Raw genomic sequence first — 16,805 nt, 5'->3', positions numbered from 1 at the left:
TGTAGATTTTAGATTTTTGAAAAGCGCTTGCAAAGGAAAATGATTTGTGTTATCTTGGTAAGGCTTTACAATTAACTAAGCATATGATTCTGCATCATGTGCGAATTTATATGGTTGGAAACCATGTAGAAAGAGGTACAAAATGAGAGAAGGAATTCATCCTAAGTATTATCAGGCTACAGTTACCTGCAACTGCGGTAACACATTCGTAACAGGTTCAACAAAGCCTGAGATCCACGTAGAAGTTTGCTCTGCTTGCCATTCATTCTATACAGGCAAGGAGAAGTCAGCTATGGCTGCTGGTCAGATCGATAAGTTCAACAAGAAGTTCGGTCTTTCTTAATAAGTCGACAGAAACGGGATTCAAGAGGACGCTTGCTACGGCATGCGTCCTCTTTTCTTGAATAAATAGCTCACTTCGTATACACTTAATGATAAACATATTTTTATAAAGGTTACTATTATGACATTTTTTTCTACACATACAGAAACTGCAGAAGCTACACCTTGCGAGGCTGTGGCTAAAGCCCGGGGACAGGTTTACAGTGGAATAGGCGGTCAGGCTGTTCTCGAGGGCATGATGATGAGAAACGGAAAGAGATACTCGGTGGGGGTTCGTAAGCCGGATGGAAGCATCGAGGTTATGGAAGATACTTATATCTCCATGACTGACAGGTTTGCTATCTGCAAAGCGCCTTTTATAAGAGGAATCTTTTCATTTATTGACTCGATGGTGCTGGGGTCCAAGTGCCTGAACTACAGCGCAACATTTATAGAGGATGATCCTGAGGATGCAGATCAGGAACCAAGCAAATTTGAGAAGTGGCTGGATGACACATTTGGAGAGAAACTGGAACCGGTACTTTCCGGAATAGTTATGTTTTTTTCTTTTGTAGTTGCCATAGGTCTCTTCGTTGTTTTTCCTGCTTTTATAGCGAGCTTTTTAAAGCCAATGCTTCCAAGCGAAGCACTTCTCGGGCTTGTGGAAGGCATCATCAGAGTAATATTGTTCGTCATATACATTAAGCTTGTCTCCAGAATGCCGGATATCAGAAGAACTTTCCAGTATCACGGAGCAGAGCACAAGTGTATCAACTGTGTGGAGCACGGACTTCCGCTGACGGTGGAAAATGTTGCTGCCTCCAGCAAGGAGCATAAAAGATGCGGCACCAGCTTCATTGTTTATGTAATGCTCATTTCCATCATGCTTTTCATGGTCATAAGATTTGACAATATCATGTTAAAGCTTGCGAGCCGCCTGGTGCTTATCCCGGTGATCGCCGGCATCAGCTATGAGGTACTTCGCATAGTGGGAACTCATGATAATGCTTTGACCCGGATACTTTTCATTCCGGGCATGTGGATGCAGGGACTCACTACTTTCGAGCCGGACAACAGCGAGATCGAGGTTGCCATAGCGGCAGTTGAAAAGGTTTTTGACTGGCGTGAATTCGAGAAGAAAACCTTCGGACTGGAATTCCCGGAAAATAAAACGGCTGATTCTGCAAATGATACCCTCGAACCGGAATTTTCCGAGGATAATGCAGAGAATGCTGTAAATTCAGATGACAATGTGACGAGCGCAAGGGAAATCAAGGCGGATGAGCCGGATAATGTTAATGCAAATACAGACGACATGATGATCTCAGAGCCTCTTCCGGCTACCGGCACTGAAAATTAGCAATTCTTCCTGTAACTGTTGGATACAAGGTTATAAGGAAGAAAAAATATGATTGATAAAACTTTCAAAGAAATATTGTCAGAGGCAGAAAAGAGACTTAAGGCTGCAAATGTTCCGGACCCGCGTTTTGATGCGCGGGCTCTTGTTATGGATGCCTTTAAGCTTGAAGGATCACATTATCTTTCTGTCTCAGAGGATAAACCTTCAGATCTTATCCCCCGGTATTTTAAGGATGAGGGGGCACTGAAAAAGGCGGCAGAGACCTTCGAAGAGAATCTATCGAGAAGAGAAGGAAGGGAGCCACTGCAGCAGATATTGGGATCAGCGTGGTTTTATGGTTTTGAATTCAAGGTCACGAAGGATGTGCTCTGTCCGAGAGCCGATACGGAAACCCTGATCGACACGGTGCTTGGAAGCCTATTATATGACAACCTCCCGGCTGAACTCCGGGAGAGAAAAGATCTTGTAGACAGGTTGACAACCGGGAAGCAGATTGTGGAAAAAGAGGACGCTGCGCTGCTGGATCTATGCACCGGAACGGGATGCATTGCCATAACCCTATGTAAAACGGGGCATTTCAGCAGGGTCGAGGCTGTGGATATCTCGGAAGAAGCATTAAAAATCGCAACATATAACAAAGAAAGCCTTCTGACAGAGGATGAAAAATGCCGGTTCAAGCTGTACAGGTCGGATATGTTCAGTGAGGTAGAGGGCAGATTTGATTTGATCGTCTCAAATCCTCCCTACATCCCCTCAAAGGTGGTGGATACTCTGGAGCCTGAGGTCAGGGAATATGAGCCGAGGATAGCATTGGACGGAACAGAGGACGGACTCAGGTTTTACCGGATACTGGCAGAGGAATCACCGAAGTATCTGAATCCGGGCGGACATGTGGCATTTGAGATTGGCTATGACCAGGGAGAAGTTGTAGCAGAGCTTTTGAAAACGGCCGGATTTCGGGATGTCATGGTCATAAAGGATTACGGCGGAAACGACAGAGTGGTGACAGGTCACCTCTGAAAATCCGGAGATTATCCCCGGAAACTCAGATTAACAGCTGAACAAAGCAGTTTTACAGCGGTGATGAATATATGAGGATTAAAAATCCCGGCAGCAGTTTAGAAATAGAAGAGGAAAAATTATGGATATGTTTGACCGTCTCGAGTCCATATCGAGACATTATGAAGAGATTCAGCGCTTTATGACAGAGCCTGATATAGTAAATGACACAGAAAAATACCTTAAGCTCATGAAGGAGAGCTCCGATCTTGAGACATTGGTAAACACCTACCACAAGTACTGCGATGCAGTTCAGTCGGAGAAGGATGCTCTGGAGATTCTTTCCTCAGAGAAGGATCCGGATCTTCTGGACATGGCGAAGGAGGAGCTTGCCCAGGCGAAGGCAGACCAGCCGGAGCTTATAAAAGAGCTTCAGATCCTGCTCCTTCCGAAGGATGAAAATGATGACAAGAATATCATTATCGAGATAAGAGGCGGTGCCGGCGGAGACGAGGCTGCTCTTTTTGCCTACGAGCTTTACCGCATGTACCTTAACTACTCGGAGCGGAGAGGCTACCGCACTGAGCTTGTTTCTGCCAATGAAACCGGCATCGGGGGCATGAAGGAAGTTGTATTTATTGTCACCGGAAAGGGTGCTTACTCAAGACTTAAGTATGAGGCCGGGGTTCACAGAGTGCAGCGTGTTCCCGTGACCGAGTCAGGCGGACGTATCCACACCTCCACCGCCACAGTTTCGGTTATGCCTGAGGCAGAGGACGTGGATGTAGAGATCAATCCGGCTGACGTAAGGATGGAGGTATTCAGATCCTCCGGTGCCGGCGGACAGCACATCAACAAAACCTCATCCGCAGTACGTCTCATTCACGAGCCTACAGGTATGGTGGCAGAGTGTCAGGAGGAGCGTTCACAGGTTCAGAACCGTGAAAAGGCAATGCGCCTTCTGAGAGCCAGATTATATGAAATAGAGTATAATAAAAAGCAGAGCGAAGCGGCTCAGGCAAAGCGTTCACAGGTTGGTACCGGAGACCGTTCCGAGAAGATCAGAACCTACAATTTCCCGCAGGGAAGAGTTACAGACCATCGTATAGGTCTCACACTCTATTCAATTGATAAGGTGCTTAACGGTGACCTGGATGAGCTTCTGGATCCAATCATTTCCGCGGACCAGGCAGCGAAGCTTCAGGAACTGAACAATGAAGTGATTTAAATCCGATGAATGAGCATTCTAAATTCAGAACAGGTAACAAATACGTTTAATGCACATCTGAATTTAGAACAAGAAACGTAATTATAGACGAGTATATTTACTTTGGGCAATCATATAGGCGGATGTCTATGTGAAAGATTGATCAGGGAGAACATCATTTTGGCAAAAGAATTGAAAAGTTTAAAGCAGCGTCGTGAGACCAGAAAGAAAAAAGCGGGAGGGAAAAAAGGCACTTCCTTTGTGGTTGTGTTTATACTGATTCTTCTGGCCTTCGGACTGGTGGGCTACTATTTTTACGAGAAAAAGTTTGCGCCCACAAAGGTTCTTGCGGATAAGGCAGCGTACTTCCATGTCAGCGGCGATGACGTGGCATTGTTCCTGAACGAAGAGCAGCTGTTTAATGAAGAAGACAAGCCCGTGACGGCCAGAGCCATTAACGGCGGACTTTTCCTGCCCTATGAGTGGGTTATGTCTGAGCTTAACAGAGGCTTCTACTGGGCAAAGGATGTTAATGAAATCTTTTATACATTACCCGACAGGACTGAGAAATACGGTCTCGGGGATACCCTGGAGGACGGCTCGACGGCCTTTGTCCGTATAGGAGATACCACAGAAGATCTGTACCTGAACATTAAATTTGTTCAGAAATATACGAATATCCGCTACAGCGCTCACCTGGATGACGAGGTGAAGAGAGCCTTCATCTTCAATGACTGGAACCCATACGAATCCTGTAAGGTCAAGGGCAAAGAATCCGTGAGACTTCTCGGTGGAATCAAGTCCGAGGTGCTGACGACGCTTAAGTCCGGGGATGAGGTTAAGCTCCTTGAAGCTATGGAGAACTGGAGCAAGGTTCAGACAAGAGATGGCTACATCGGGTGGCTCAGGAACAATCATCTTTCCGACAAAACCGAGGTAACACCGGAATCTGAGTTTAAGGCTCCGGTGTACACTCATATCACAAGAAATGATGGCTCAAAGGTGGTGCTTGGTTTCCACCAGATAACTTCCACTGCGGCCAATGCTTACATCGACGACATGGTGAAGGGCGTCACAGGAATGAATGTCATTGCCCCCACCTGGTTTATTCTTACCTCCGACGAAGGTGACTTCGACAACTACTGGACCCAGGATTATGTTGATAATGCTCACGCAAGAGGCTACCAGGTCTGGGCTACAGTCAATAACTTCGACGGCGGCGACATCGATGAATCAGTATTCTTAAAGAGCACAGAGATCAGGGAAAAGCTTATCTCAAACCTTGTGGATGCTGCGGTGGCCGGAGGCATTGACGGACTAAACATTGACTTCGAGCTTATACCGGAGAGGCTGGGCAGAGACTATGTTCAGTTCATGAGGGAGCTTGCGGTTGAATGCAGGAAGACCGGAATAATTCTCTCTGCCGACTGTTATGTTCCTTACAATTACAACAGCTACTATGACCTTGAGGAGCTGGGAAAACATATCGATTACGTGCTCATCATGTGCTATGATGAGCACTATGCCGGAAGCGAGGAGGGAAGTGTTTCCTCCATAGGCTACCTTAATCATGGTATTTCCGAGACTACAAAGATGGTTCCGGCTGACAGAGTGATCATTGCTGTTCCGTTCTATACGAGAATATGGATGACCAATGAAGCAGGCGAGACAAGTTCCGATGCTCTCGGAATGTCGGATGCTCTCGACTGGGTTCAGAACCATGGCGTACAGCTTAGCTGGATAGGCGATGACATCGGCCAGAATTACGGCGAAGTGGTTGAGGACGGTATCACCAAGAAGGTATGGCTTGAGGATCGGCAGTCAATGCAGCTGAAGATCGATGCCATCAAGGAAGCCGGCTGCGGAGGCGTCGGTGCCTGGAAGCTTGGCCAGGAGCCGAACGAGATTTGGGAGATTGTGAATATAAATCAATAGAGGAAAACAATGGAAACAATAGTCAAAGGAATGGAGGGTGTTCAGCAGGCCGCGGACATTATAAAACGGGGCGGGCTGGTGGCATTTCCGACGGAAACCGTATATGGACTCGGGGGTAATGCTCTGGATCCTGAGGCAAGCCGGAAGATATATGAGGCGAAGGGGCGGCCTTCGGACAACCCTCTCATCGTACATGTGTCATGTATAGAAGAGGTGGAGCCGCTGGTGTCGGCATTTCCGGAGGATGCAAAGAAGCTTATGGACAGCTTCTGGCCGGGACCCCTCACCATCATCATGCCGAAGGCGGACATCGTGCCAATGGAGACAACCGGTGGGCTTAACACCGTGGCTATCAGGTGTCCCGAAAACAAGCTGACCCTTTCCTTTATAAAGGCTTCGGGGCTTCCCATTGCGGGGCCCAGTGCCAATACTTCCGGAAAGCCAAGTCCCACTGAAGCGGAGCACGTTCTCCACGATCTGAACGGGCGCATCGATATGATCCTTGACGACGGGCCGGTGGGTATCGGAGTTGAGTCAACTATAGTGGATCTCACGGGAGAGGTTCCCACACTTCTGAGACCGGGGGCAATTACTGTGGAGGATCTTTCAGAAGTTCTCGGTAAGACCGTTGAGGTGGATCCCGCAATTGTGGCAGGCGGAGTGCAGGAGGGTATACACCCAAAGGCTCCGGGCATGAAGTACAGACATTATGCTCCCAATGCAAAGATGGTGCTTGTGACCACAGGTCTTTTGAAAGAAAAGGACTATGAGGTAAGCGAGGAAGAGAGAGCTCTCGCTGACAGGCAGGTATCGGATTACATCAATGAGCTTGTGAAAAAGGACGTGGAAGCAGGACTTAAGGTCGGGATAATATGCTGCGAGGAGACATTGGCATACTACGAGAAGGTTTCCGGGAAGAAAGCTGATATCAAGGTGCTGGGGCACCGGAGCGAGCCTTTGTCCATGACTCATGAGCTTTTCAGAGTGCTGAGAGAGTTCGACGATGATAAGGCAGAACGGATCTACGCGGAAAGCTACAGCGACAGAGGCGTTGGCTTTGCACTTATGAACCGCATGCGGAAGGCGGCGGGGATGACTGAGATACTGGCGGATGAAGGAATCTGAACTTTTTACATGAAGTCTACGGAGCCTGATCGATTCGGCCGGTGAATGGTTGAATCGGATCAGGCTAATAGAAGATGGTTTGAGAATTCGAGTTGAGAGGAGAAATAAAGAGATGGAAGACAGCGGCAAGAGAAGAGACTACATCACCTGGGACGAATATTTTATGGGAGTGGCAGAGATGTCTGCCCGCCGTTCGAAGGACCCCAACACTCAGGTTGGAGCCTGCATAGTAAGTCAGGACAACAAGATCCTTTCCATGGGTTACAACGGTTTTCCAAAGGGATGCTCAGATGATGATTTTCCCTGGACCAAGATCCATGCGGTGGATGATCCTTACAATGCAAAATATTTTTACTCAACTCATGCGGAGCTCAATGCTATTCTCAACTACCGTGGAGGTTCACTGGAGGGGACAAAAATGTATGTTACATTATTCCCCTGCAATGAGTGTGCAAAGGCTCTTATCCAGGCCGGCATCAGGACTCTCATCTACTATTCAGACAAATATGCGGATACTGATGCCACAAGAGCAAGCAAGAGAATGCTTGATGCAGCAGGAGTGAGATATTATCAGTATCAGCCAACCGGAAGAAAGGTGACATTGGATCTGTGATTTTGCGCCGGTTCAGAAGAATCTGAAAGAATGCGATTAGTTAATGCAATTCTGTGGTCTAGAGCTAAGTGAGGTAATATGTTCGTTAAGGGAGAAAAAAGCGAAGAGAGGGTTTTGAGAGTCCGGAAGCTGATGGAGATTCTGGACAGCGCCTATGGTTCCGACCCGCCGGCATTTCTGAAGAGTGATAATGCCTGGCAGCTTTTGTTTGCCACGATCCTCAGCGCCCAATGCACCGATGAAAGAGTCAATATGGTGACGGAGCAGCTTTTTAAGAAGTACCGGGACCTGGAAGCATTTGCGGCAGCAGACCTTTCGGAGCTGGAGCAGGATGTAAAGTCCACGGGATTCTACAAGAACAAGGCAAAGAATATAAAGGCCTGTGCGGGAGAACTCCTGAGCCGTTTCGGAGGAGCGGTGCCGGATAACATTGAAGACCTCACTACCCTTCCGGGAGTCGGCAGAAAAACCGGGAATCTCATTCTCGGGCACATTTACAACAAGCCCGCCATCGTTGTGGATACTCATGTGAAGAGAGTTTCCAACAGACTGGGATTTGCGGATTCAAAGGATCCTGAGCAGACGGAGTACCAGCTTAATGCAATCGTTCCGGAGGAGTACTGGATAAGGTGGAACACCCACATCATCTCTCTCGGAAGAAACTACTGTAAGTCCGCATCCCCCGATTGCGGGAATTGCATCGCGAGGGAGCTTTGCCCGAGCTGCGGAAAAAAGGATATCCTTGAGGCCACCAGAGCGGGTGTCACAAGCGGAAAGAAAAAGAAGAAATAATAAAGTGACTGAAGGTGCCGCCGAGTTATCCACCGACTGAACTGTTATATATAATGTGAAAAATACTTTTCAGCACTATTCATGCCACCGGCTGAAAGAAACAGAATGGAGTAACTATGTCAGAATGTGAGATGTGTTCAAATTACACTTATGATGATGAATATGATGAGTGGGTCTGTGACGTGGATATGGACGAGGATGATATAGCTCGCATCTGGGGCAGCAGGAATAGGCATTGTCCTTACTGGCATACCAATGACGAATACAGAACTGTTAAACACCAGTCCATAGGTCATCTGCCCGGCTACAGTGATGACGGGCGTTTCGTGGATGACCTTCACGATGAACTTTCAGACGGTGAAGCATAAATCGGTGAGTATCTATTTTCACGCCTGAATCACCAATAAAAATCATCGTAAATGTCACACAGCGACTTGTTTTTGTGTGGTACAATACACATTAAGAAGGATTCCTTAATGTGAAAACAGAAAAAGTAGAATTAAATGGAGGCATTGAACATTATGAGTAATGCTGTCAGAGATGATTCTAAAAAATACACCGTAGATGATGTTGTGAACATGGATAAACATGCTGAATTAATAGAAGGTAATTTGGTGATAACGGATGTGGCAACTATAACACATCAAAGAGTCATAAGCATAATTCGCCGGGCATTTGAACAACATATTGAAAGCAGACATGGCGACTGTGAAGTTTTCACAGATAATGCAGGGTTGTTTTGCAACGAGCTGTGTGAAAGCAAAAACAATTTCTTTATTCCTGATGTCATGGTTGTATGCGATAAGTCAGGAATAAAAGATGATGGAATACACGTAGCTCCACGTTTTATTGCGGAGGTCACATCAGTTTCTACAAGGAAACATGACTATTCTTCAAAATTGGCTGTGTATGCCCAAATTGGCGTTGAGGAATACTGGGTAGTGGATTTGCAGAAAAAGATCGTAGCTCGTCACATGTTGGATAACGATTATATGCCGGAGTTATACTGTTCTCCGTCGCTTTCTGCAATACCCGTATATACATACCCGGATTTAGAGATAGATTTATCTCGTATCTTTGAATAATTGCCGCCGCATTCTCGTGACTTTAGTCGTGTGAGGCTTCACTAAACATCCAAAGGCTTCGCTTCTGCGAGGTCTTTTGTTTTGCTGAAATATGTATATAATACAAAAACGGAGCCAATAAGGTTGAAACCGATGATAAGATATTACGGCTTAAAAAGCGTTAATAGATAAGGAATAATATATGCTGAATATAGTTTTACATGAACCCGAAATACCATTTAATACCGGGGCTATAGGGAGAACCTGTGTTGCGACGAATACGCCGCTTCATCTCATCAGACCCTATGGATTTGTGCTTAATGACAAGTACATCAAGAGAGCCGGTATGGACTACTGGGAGAAGCTGAAGCTTTCGGAGTATCTGGATTATGAAGATTTTCTGGAGAAGCATCCGGAGATTTGTTTTGCCGATGATTTCTTCAGTGAAGAAAATAATGCTTCCAACGAGCGCAGTAGCCGCGCAGAGGGTAATGCTTCCGGCGGGCGCATCAGCTGTGAAGAGGGTAATGCTTCCGGCGAGTGCATCAGCTGTGAAAAGGGTAATGCCTCCTGCGAGTACAGCGGCTGGAGCAAAGAGGTCATCGAAACCCCGAAGCTCTGGTTTGCAACAACCAAAGGCAGAACTGTTTACAGCGATGCGAAGATCGGTCCCAATGACTACATTATGTTCGGAAAGGAGTCTGCAGGGATTCCGGAGGAGATTCTGGTGAAGCATCCTAAGGCCTGCATTCGCATCCCTATGTGGGGAGAGATGAGGTCACTGAACCTCAGTAATTCTGTGGCGATACTACTTTATGAAGCCTACAGGCAGAATAACTTCATGGACCTGAATAGAGAAGGGGAGCTCCACCACCTGCACTGGTGAAATATTTTTCCTTGTGTGATAATCTTTAATAAGAGTCTGAAGTGTTGTTCAGACCGTATCAAGAGGAGTATGAAGAATGCAGCAAAACCTGTACGGGAAAAATCCCGACAGAAAACCTAAAGACAAAAATCCGCGTAAGAAGACCGGGAAGGGCAAGATCCTTGCAGGGATTGTCGTTCTTCTTCTCGTCATCGTGGGCGCCGGATTTTACCTTAGTGACTCTCAGTTACTGATAAAATATCTGAGAAAACAGAAGGACATAGAATCGGTGGATGAGCTGGATCTGCCGGCCTCCATTGAGAATCTCATAAACGAAGAAACGGAGCAGCCGGAGGAAAACATTGATCCCGAAAAGGATACGGGATGGGTACAGCGAGACGGTGAGTGGTACTATCTTGATGAGGATCACGAACCTCTGACAGACCAGTGGATCGATGACATTTACTACGTGGACGAAGACGGAAAAATGCTTAAGGATACTGTCACACCCGACGGCCGAAGTGTTGACAAAAACGGAGAAGTCATCAGCATGACGGGTCAGGCCTACGGCGCTTATTATAATGAGATCCTGAAGCTTGAGAAAAAGCTGGGGAAGACCGGAGTGAAGAGTTCCGATGTCAATGCTCAGGACGCTGACAAGTACCATGACATAACGGGAATCGGGCTTATAAAGCTCATTGATTTTAATCGTGACGGACTGGATGAGATGCTGGTGGGGTATCTTGATCCCAAGGAGGAGAAGTATCACTTCAGGGTGTATGGTTACAAAAATGAAGAGCTGGTGAACTATGTTGACGATGTTATGGGCGGCAACGGAAACCCGATGGTCTATTCGGTTTCCACGGAAACCCTGAATGGGGGCGAAGAGTATGTTGTTGCCCACGACGGCATTAGTAAACACAGAATTTACGGGTTTGATGCCGACGGTGAGTTCGGAAAAGTTAAGGATATCGGTCTCCGGGAGATTGACGGAAAGCCGGCCAATGATTCCGAGGTTGCAAGAGTCACGGATTTCTGGATTTCTTATGGCGAGGCTGTCTATCCCATGACGGTGCTTACGGACTACTACGAACGGATCGGCGAGATTTACGAGTACCGAAAGGCAATGAGAATTGAGGCCAACAATTCGGGCAAGCGGAATGATGTTATCGAGAGGAATCCGCAGGACTATCCCGATAAGGCGAAGGAGTACACTCCCCGGGATCTGGTGGAGGCCGTATATGAATTTACCCCTGATGCAGTCATGGATTATATTTACGATGATTTCAATGGCGACGGTTCCAAGGACATGGTGGTCATGACCGTGTCATATGATCATTTTGAGGCGGAAGAAGGGAAGACCAATGCTCCCGACGATAAGGAGGAGGGAGCCGATGCTTTCTTCGATAACGGCTACAACTATCATGCGGAGTGGTGGTTCACGGATGGCTACGAGACTTATAAGTTTTATGATTTTTCGGCACCGGTCATGACGGGACTCAGGCTCTATCGTATCGAAACGGACAGGGGCATCCAGTTGGCTGCCACCATGTACTGGCGGGATACCATTATGCCGGACTACCAGATGGGTTCCGTTGTCAACAATGGCCGTACGCCGTATATGATAGACGCCTACGGTACTACCGGCCGCACCACCGGCACCGAAAGCACGGGTATCATTTTCAGGTTCTCGAAGGATGAGGGTGAGGTTATGCTGTTCGAGGAGGAGGGTTACAACTTCTCGGTTCCGAACAAGAACCGTATAGAGTATGAGCACGCGGAATACAGCATTGGCACCGACGGCACCACGTGTGAAAATGTCTCATACGGCAGTCTCCGGTATGACGCGGAGGAGGATTGCTGGATGACAAATAAATAATAAGTCACTGCCATCAGATCATTAAATCCGGTGGCAGTTTTTTTGTTGCCGAAAGATATATTGACAAAAGCAAAACATATGATAATATATTCATATGAATAATGATTCATTTGAAAATTGCTCATTTGTAGCTGAGGCAGCGTGTAAAGGAAAGAGGTGTAAATGTCCGGAGATTACAGTAGTGACAATATAAATCATTTTATACAGAATGTTTCGGAAGATGAGCTTAGCGACCTGGCGGAGCTTTTCAAGATCTTCGGAGATTCCACCCGCATAAAGATTCTTTACGAGCTTTTTCAGGGAGAGAAGAATGTTACGGAAATCTGCGATGATCTCGAAATGAATCAGTCCGCCATATCTCATCAGCTGAAGATTCTGAAGACCAGCAAGCTTATCAAGTCGAGACGAGACGGAAAAGCGATGTATTACAGCCTGGCGGATGACCACGTGAAGATGATTATTGCAATGGGCAAAGAGCATATAGAAGAAGATTAAAAAACAGGATGTGATATAAATTAAAGAAACGGAGACATGTTATGAAGAAGAAATTCAAGTGTGAAATCGATTGTGCAAACTGTGCGGCAAAGGTTGAGGAAGCAGTAAAGAAGCTTGAGGGTGTTAATGATGCAAAGGTTAACTTTGTCATGCAGAAGTTTACTCTCGATGCCGATGATGAGAAGTTCGATGACATTCTGAAGCTTGCCATCGAGACAGGAAAGAAGATCGAGCCGGATTTTTCTGTTGAGATCTGACGAAATATTGAGCAAACCACCGGAGATGATTCTTTCAGAACCGTCTCCGGTGGTTGATTTATATCGATGATCTTAGTCATCAATAAGACATACAGAAGAGTGACAGTAGAGGAATTACTGACCTATGGAAAAGAAACTGAAAAAGGAACTGAATAAAATCCTCGCCGGCATCGCGGTGTTTTTCCTGATGCTGATAGTTGACAAGACCGGCCTTTGCCAGGTGATTTTTGAGAACAAGCTGTACAGCTTCATTCTTTACCTCATCCCATATCTCATGAGCGGCTATCCGGTTGTGAAGAAAGCGCTTCTCGGAATCAAAAACCGGCAGCCCATGGATGAGTCCCTGCTCATGACTATCGCCACGGCGGGAGCATTTGTCACAGGAGAAAATTCCGAAGCCGTAGCAGTTATGGTTTTCTATCAGGTGGGCGAGTGGTTCCAGAAGTATGCAGTAGGAAAGTCCAGAAGAAGCATTTCCCATCTTATGGAGATAGTTCCGGAGGAGGCTCACGTGGAGCGGGAAGACGGAACTGTCGAGACTATCGACCCGGACGAGGTTGAAGTCGGGGATGTTCTCATCATCAGGGCCGGCGACAAGATACCGGTGGACGGCGAAGTGCTGAGCGGAGAGTCACTTGTGAATACCGCGGCATTGACGGGTGAACCCGTGCCACGAAGTGTGAGAAAAGGCGACCAGATTATATCCGGCTGCATCAACGGCGACGGCCTTCTGAAGGTTAGGGCGACAAAAGCCTTCGAGGATTCCACGGTTACGAAAATCCTGGAGCTGGTTGAGAATGCTTCCGAAAAGAAGTCAAAAACCGAGAATTTCATCACCAGATTCGCGCGGGTTTACACCCCCATCGTGGTGTACTCCGCCATTGCCCTTGCGGTGCTGCCGTCACTGATCACCCACGATCCCGCAACCTGGTTCTACCGCGCCTGCACCTTCCTGGTTGTGTCCTGCCCCTGCGCCCTCGTGATCTCCATTCCGCTTTCCTTCTTCGGAGGCATCGGAGCCGCCAGCGCAAACGGAGTCCTCATCAAGGGCTCCAACTACCTTGAGCTTCTCGCAAAGCTTAACACCGTGGTTTCCGACAAAACGGGAACCCTCACAAAAGGAAACTTCAAGGTTACCGGCGTCGAGACGGCAGCAGGCGTTGACCGCGCCGAGGTTCTGAAGGCAGCAGCCCTTGCCGAAGGCATGAGTAACCACCCCATCGCGAAGTCCATTCGCGAAGAACTCAGCGAGGAACTGCCGGGGTTGACATTAAACACCAATCTCGTGACAGATGTTGATAATGTCACCGGCCGGGGTCTTGTGGCCACCGCCGAGGGGAAAAAGATCTACATCGGAAACGATAAGCTCATGGACTCCGTTGGGGTCACTTATGCCGGGGTCAACGACCCGTCAGCAACCGTTTCCTATGTTGCTGTATCGGAAGGCGAGGGTGTCAGATATCTCGGTGCCATACTCATCAAAGACGAAGTGAAGCCTGAGGCAAGGGAAGCCATCAGAGAAATGAAGAGTGCAGGAGTCGAGAGCATTGTCATGCTCACCGGCGACAGAAAAGAAGTGGGAGAAGCAGTCGGAAAAGAGCTGGGGGTTGACCGGACCTTTGCGGAGCTGCTTCCTCAGGATAAGGTTTCAAAGGTTGAGGAACTCATCGGGGCTCTGGATCTGAAGGGCCACAAGGACGGCAAGGCGGAACTTGCCTTCATCGGAGACGGAATCAATGACGCTCCGGTTCTTGCAAGAGCCGATATCGGAATCGCCATGGGCTCCATCGGATCCGACGCAGCAATTGACGCAGCGGACGTTGTCATCATGGACGATGACCTGCGACGCATACCCACAACCATCCGCATCGCCCGCCGCACCGTGAGCATCGCGATGCAGAACATTACCTTTGCTCTCATCGTAAAGCTGGTGGTTTTGATCCTCGGCGCCCTCGGTATCGCCAACATGTGGGCCGCAGTTTTCGGCGACGTCGGAGTCTCGGTTATTTGCATATTGAACGCCATGCGACTTTTGAAGAGAGAATAATGGTAAATCAAACTCAAAAAATGGACTGTAGCACCAGAAACATTTCCGGTGTTACAGTCCATTTTGATTTGAATTAATTTTAGAATCAATAAATTGACTCATTTTGAGCAATAGTAAAACAGTAGTCATACATTATGTTTGTAGATATGACTCAGTTTGTGGATTATAAGATTTTGAATCATTCTGTAAAAAATCGATGTTTGACTCACTAGAAGATATCTGAAAATTGAGGTCAAAAAAACTTAGCGCTTGAATTGACTCATATCGATTATTACTGAAATGTAGGTCAATTTATTTCATTAAAATGGTTGACTCAATTTTAAGATATTTAAAGTGCGGTCATAGAAACACTCCATGATATTTGACTCACCCGGGGAATTAAATGTTTTAAGTCATATTGGCTATGATATTTTATGTTCATTTATTGAAAAACGGCTTCGTCTGCTGAAACTCTAGGATTGTGTCAAGTTCCGGAACTCCTTCCGGGTGAGACTTCAGGTAGTACTCCTTGATGCGGGCGAATGTCTCCGGGCTCAGCACATGCTCGATGCGGCAGGCATCCTGACCTGCGGTGTAGGCGTTAACACCCATATCAACAAGAAGATTTGTTATGACAACATGCTTTTCGTAAGTTCCCTTGGCGATAGCCATGCCGGCATCGGTTAGGGTAATGTAGCCGTTTTCGTCAACAAGGATCATCCCTTCCTCACGAAGACGTTTCATAGCTACAGATACCGAAGGCTTTGAAAAACTCAGCATGTTAGCTATATCAATGGAACGAACCACCTTATGATCCATGGAAAGCATCAGGATACTCTCCAGATAGTTCTCGGAAGATTCGTGGGTTTCGTAAGCTTTCATAGTTACCACCTTTCAATTTATAAAAATTTTATAAAATACATAATTTTTACTATTAGTAATACCTAACTTTAGTTAGTCGTGACTATTGACTTTTGAGTTAGTCAATGCTAATTTTAACATGTATTTTAGTAATGTAAAGTGTCAGGGATGAAGTATCATCAAATGCACACCATCTTTTAAATAATTTGGCGTGTGTCAATTGACAGGGAGGTTTATATGTTGCCATTATCCATGGTCGGGGCAGGCGGTAAACATTTGATTGCGCGGGTGACCGGAAAAGAAGACATGAAACAGCATCTTGCGGATCTCGGATTTGTGCCGGGGGAAGAGGTTCAGGTCATTTCAGACACCGGGGACGGCAACATCATCGTCAACATCAAAGAGACCAGGCTCGGGATAACAAGCCAGATGGCATCAAAAATAATGGTTGAATGATCAAACGATCGGATATCAAGGCGATAACCGGAATTAAGAAATCAGATGGCATCAATGATAAGGGTCGATTGATAAAACGATCGGATATCAGAGCGATAGCCGGAATGAATAAATCATTGCATCAGCAGGTTATTTGACATTTGTCAGATATGTTTTTCCAAATGTCAGGTAGCCATTTTTTACGCGATACAGGTTAGCGGATACTAACAAAAGGTAATCATGACTAACTTTATCATATAGATTCAAAGTCCAGCGGTGTGATGTCAAGTGAAAAATAATAATGTTTTGATATATTTTCTGCATCATTTGCTGGAAAAAGGGTAACCTTAATAAACCCTGCGATTTCAGCTTTTTTGAAGCAGGTGGTATTAGCAACAGGAATAAGTTCTTATTCCGCTGCTCGATATAGGCGATTATCTTTCAGCAGTCGAAAGATTAACCGCACAAATTTACGGGCAGTTAATGCGAGTGCACGTTTGTGTTGATGCCTGTTCACTTCTTTATACTTGGAGTGATAGAAGTTGCGGTACTCTGTGTCGCATTTCACGAG

At 46.6% G+C, this 16,805-nt stretch carries 17 protein-coding genes; 16 read left to right on the top strand and 1 reads right to left on the bottom strand.

Going from position 1 to position 16,805, the window contains the following annotated elements:
* Nucleotides 1-142: 142 nt before the first annotated feature.
* From rpmE to BLV86_RS09230, 15 genes are all read left to right on the top strand, one after another.
* The gene (gene rpmE / locus BLV86_RS09300) at nt 143-343 is read left to right on the top strand and encodes a 50S ribosomal protein L31 (RefSeq protein WP_029200738.1); all 201 of its coding nucleotides are present in this window, start codon (nt 143-145) and stop codon (nt 341-343) included.
* 120 nt (nt 344-463) lie between these two features.
* On the top strand, nt 464-1,681 hold the full coding sequence (locus BLV86_RS09295) for a DUF1385 domain-containing protein (RefSeq protein ID WP_090816470.1): 1,218 nt from the start codon (nt 464-466) through the stop codon (nt 1,679-1,681).
* A gap of 48 nt (nt 1,682-1,729) precedes the next feature.
* Nucleotides 1,730-2,701, top strand: coding sequence for a peptide chain release factor N(5)-glutamine methyltransferase (gene prmC, locus BLV86_RS09290; RefSeq protein WP_090816468.1), 972 nt, complete (start codon nt 1,730-1,732; stop codon nt 2,699-2,701).
* Between the two features lie 127 nt (nt 2,702-2,828).
* Nucleotides 2,829-3,908 carry a peptide chain release factor 1 gene (gene prfA / locus BLV86_RS09285; RefSeq protein ID WP_031551195.1) on the top strand — a complete coding sequence of 360 codons (1,080 nt, stop codon included), beginning with the start codon at nt 2,829-2,831 and terminating at the stop codon, nt 3,906-3,908.
* Nucleotides 3,909-4,067: 159 nt separating this feature from the next.
* A complete protein-coding gene (locus BLV86_RS09280; RefSeq protein WP_090816466.1) occupies nt 4,068-5,822 on the top strand; it encodes a glycosyl hydrolase family 18 protein in 1,755 nt (584 codons plus the stop codon).
* A gap of 9 nt (nt 5,823-5,831) precedes the next feature.
* Nucleotides 5,832-6,947, top strand: coding sequence for an L-threonylcarbamoyladenylate synthase (locus BLV86_RS09275; protein WP_090816464.1), 1,116 nt, complete (start codon nt 5,832-5,834; stop codon nt 6,945-6,947).
* Nucleotides 6,948-7,059: 112 nt separating this feature from the next.
* On the top strand, nt 7,060-7,560 hold the full coding sequence (locus BLV86_RS09270) for a deoxycytidylate deaminase (RefSeq protein WP_031551185.1): 501 nt from the start codon (nt 7,060-7,062) through the stop codon (nt 7,558-7,560).
* A gap of 78 nt (nt 7,561-7,638) precedes the next feature.
* Nucleotides 7,639-8,352 (top strand): endonuclease III, encoded by a 714-nt coding sequence (gene nth, locus BLV86_RS09265; RefSeq protein WP_090816462.1) that lies wholly within the window; start codon nt 7,639-7,641, stop codon nt 8,350-8,352.
* 116 nt (nt 8,353-8,468) lie between these two features.
* Nucleotides 8,469-8,720 carry a DUF6472 family protein gene (locus BLV86_RS09260; RefSeq protein ID WP_090816460.1) on the top strand — a complete coding sequence of 84 codons (252 nt, stop codon included), beginning with the start codon at nt 8,469-8,471 and terminating at the stop codon, nt 8,718-8,720.
* 153 nt (nt 8,721-8,873) lie between these two features.
* Nucleotides 8,874-9,437: a Uma2 family endonuclease gene (locus BLV86_RS09255; RefSeq protein WP_175456491.1), complete on the top strand. Its 564-nt coding sequence runs from the start codon at nt 8,874-8,876 to the stop codon at nt 9,435-9,437.
* Between the two features lie 181 nt (nt 9,438-9,618).
* Nucleotides 9,619-10,302 carry a tRNA (cytidine(34)-2'-O)-methyltransferase gene (locus tag BLV86_RS18770; protein ID WP_330386220.1) on the top strand — a complete coding sequence of 228 codons (684 nt, stop codon included), beginning with the start codon at nt 9,619-9,621 and terminating at the stop codon, nt 10,300-10,302.
* Nucleotides 10,303-10,378: 76 nt separating this feature from the next.
* Nucleotides 10,379-12,160 carry a hypothetical protein gene (locus BLV86_RS09245; protein WP_090816458.1) on the top strand — a complete coding sequence of 594 codons (1,782 nt, stop codon included), beginning with the start codon at nt 10,379-10,381 and terminating at the stop codon, nt 12,158-12,160.
* 162 nt (nt 12,161-12,322) lie between these two features.
* Nucleotides 12,323-12,655: an ArsR/SmtB family transcription factor gene (locus BLV86_RS09240; RefSeq protein WP_044916586.1), complete on the top strand. Its 333-nt coding sequence runs from the start codon at nt 12,323-12,325 to the stop codon at nt 12,653-12,655.
* A 41-nt stretch (nt 12,656-12,696) separates the two neighbouring features.
* Nucleotides 12,697-12,912, top strand: a complete 216-nt coding sequence (locus BLV86_RS09235) for a cation transporter (protein ID WP_029200727.1) — start codon at nt 12,697-12,699, stop codon at nt 12,910-12,912.
* A 124-nt stretch (nt 12,913-13,036) separates the two neighbouring features.
* Entirely contained in the window at nt 13,037-14,959 is a 1,923-nt protein-coding gene (locus BLV86_RS09230; protein WP_090816456.1) for a heavy metal translocating P-type ATPase, read from the top strand.
* A gap of 417 nt (nt 14,960-15,376) precedes the next feature.
* On the opposite strand, the gene BLV86_RS09225 is transcribed toward BLV86_RS09230, so the two are convergent.
* Nucleotides 15,377-15,820: a metal-dependent transcriptional regulator gene (locus BLV86_RS09225; protein ID WP_090816454.1), complete on the bottom strand. Its 444-nt coding sequence runs from the start codon at nt 15,818-15,820 to the stop codon at nt 15,377-15,379.
* 216 nt (nt 15,821-16,036) lie between these two features.
* Between BLV86_RS09225 and BLV86_RS09220 the strand changes: the two genes are divergently transcribed.
* Nucleotides 16,037-16,255 (top strand): FeoA family protein, encoded by a 219-nt coding sequence (locus tag BLV86_RS09220; RefSeq protein WP_330373105.1) that lies wholly within the window; start codon nt 16,037-16,039, stop codon nt 16,253-16,255.
* Nucleotides 16,256-16,805: the final 550 nt, after the last annotated feature.

Origin of the sequence: Oribacterium sp. KHPX15 (assembly GCF_900107835.1) — a bacterium.
In the GTDB taxonomy this organism is placed as follows: domain Bacteria; phylum Bacillota; class Clostridia; order Lachnospirales; family Lachnospiraceae; genus Oribacterium.
Note: the sequence above shows the minus strand (reverse complement) of the source record. Positions and strands in the feature narration are given on the sequence as shown.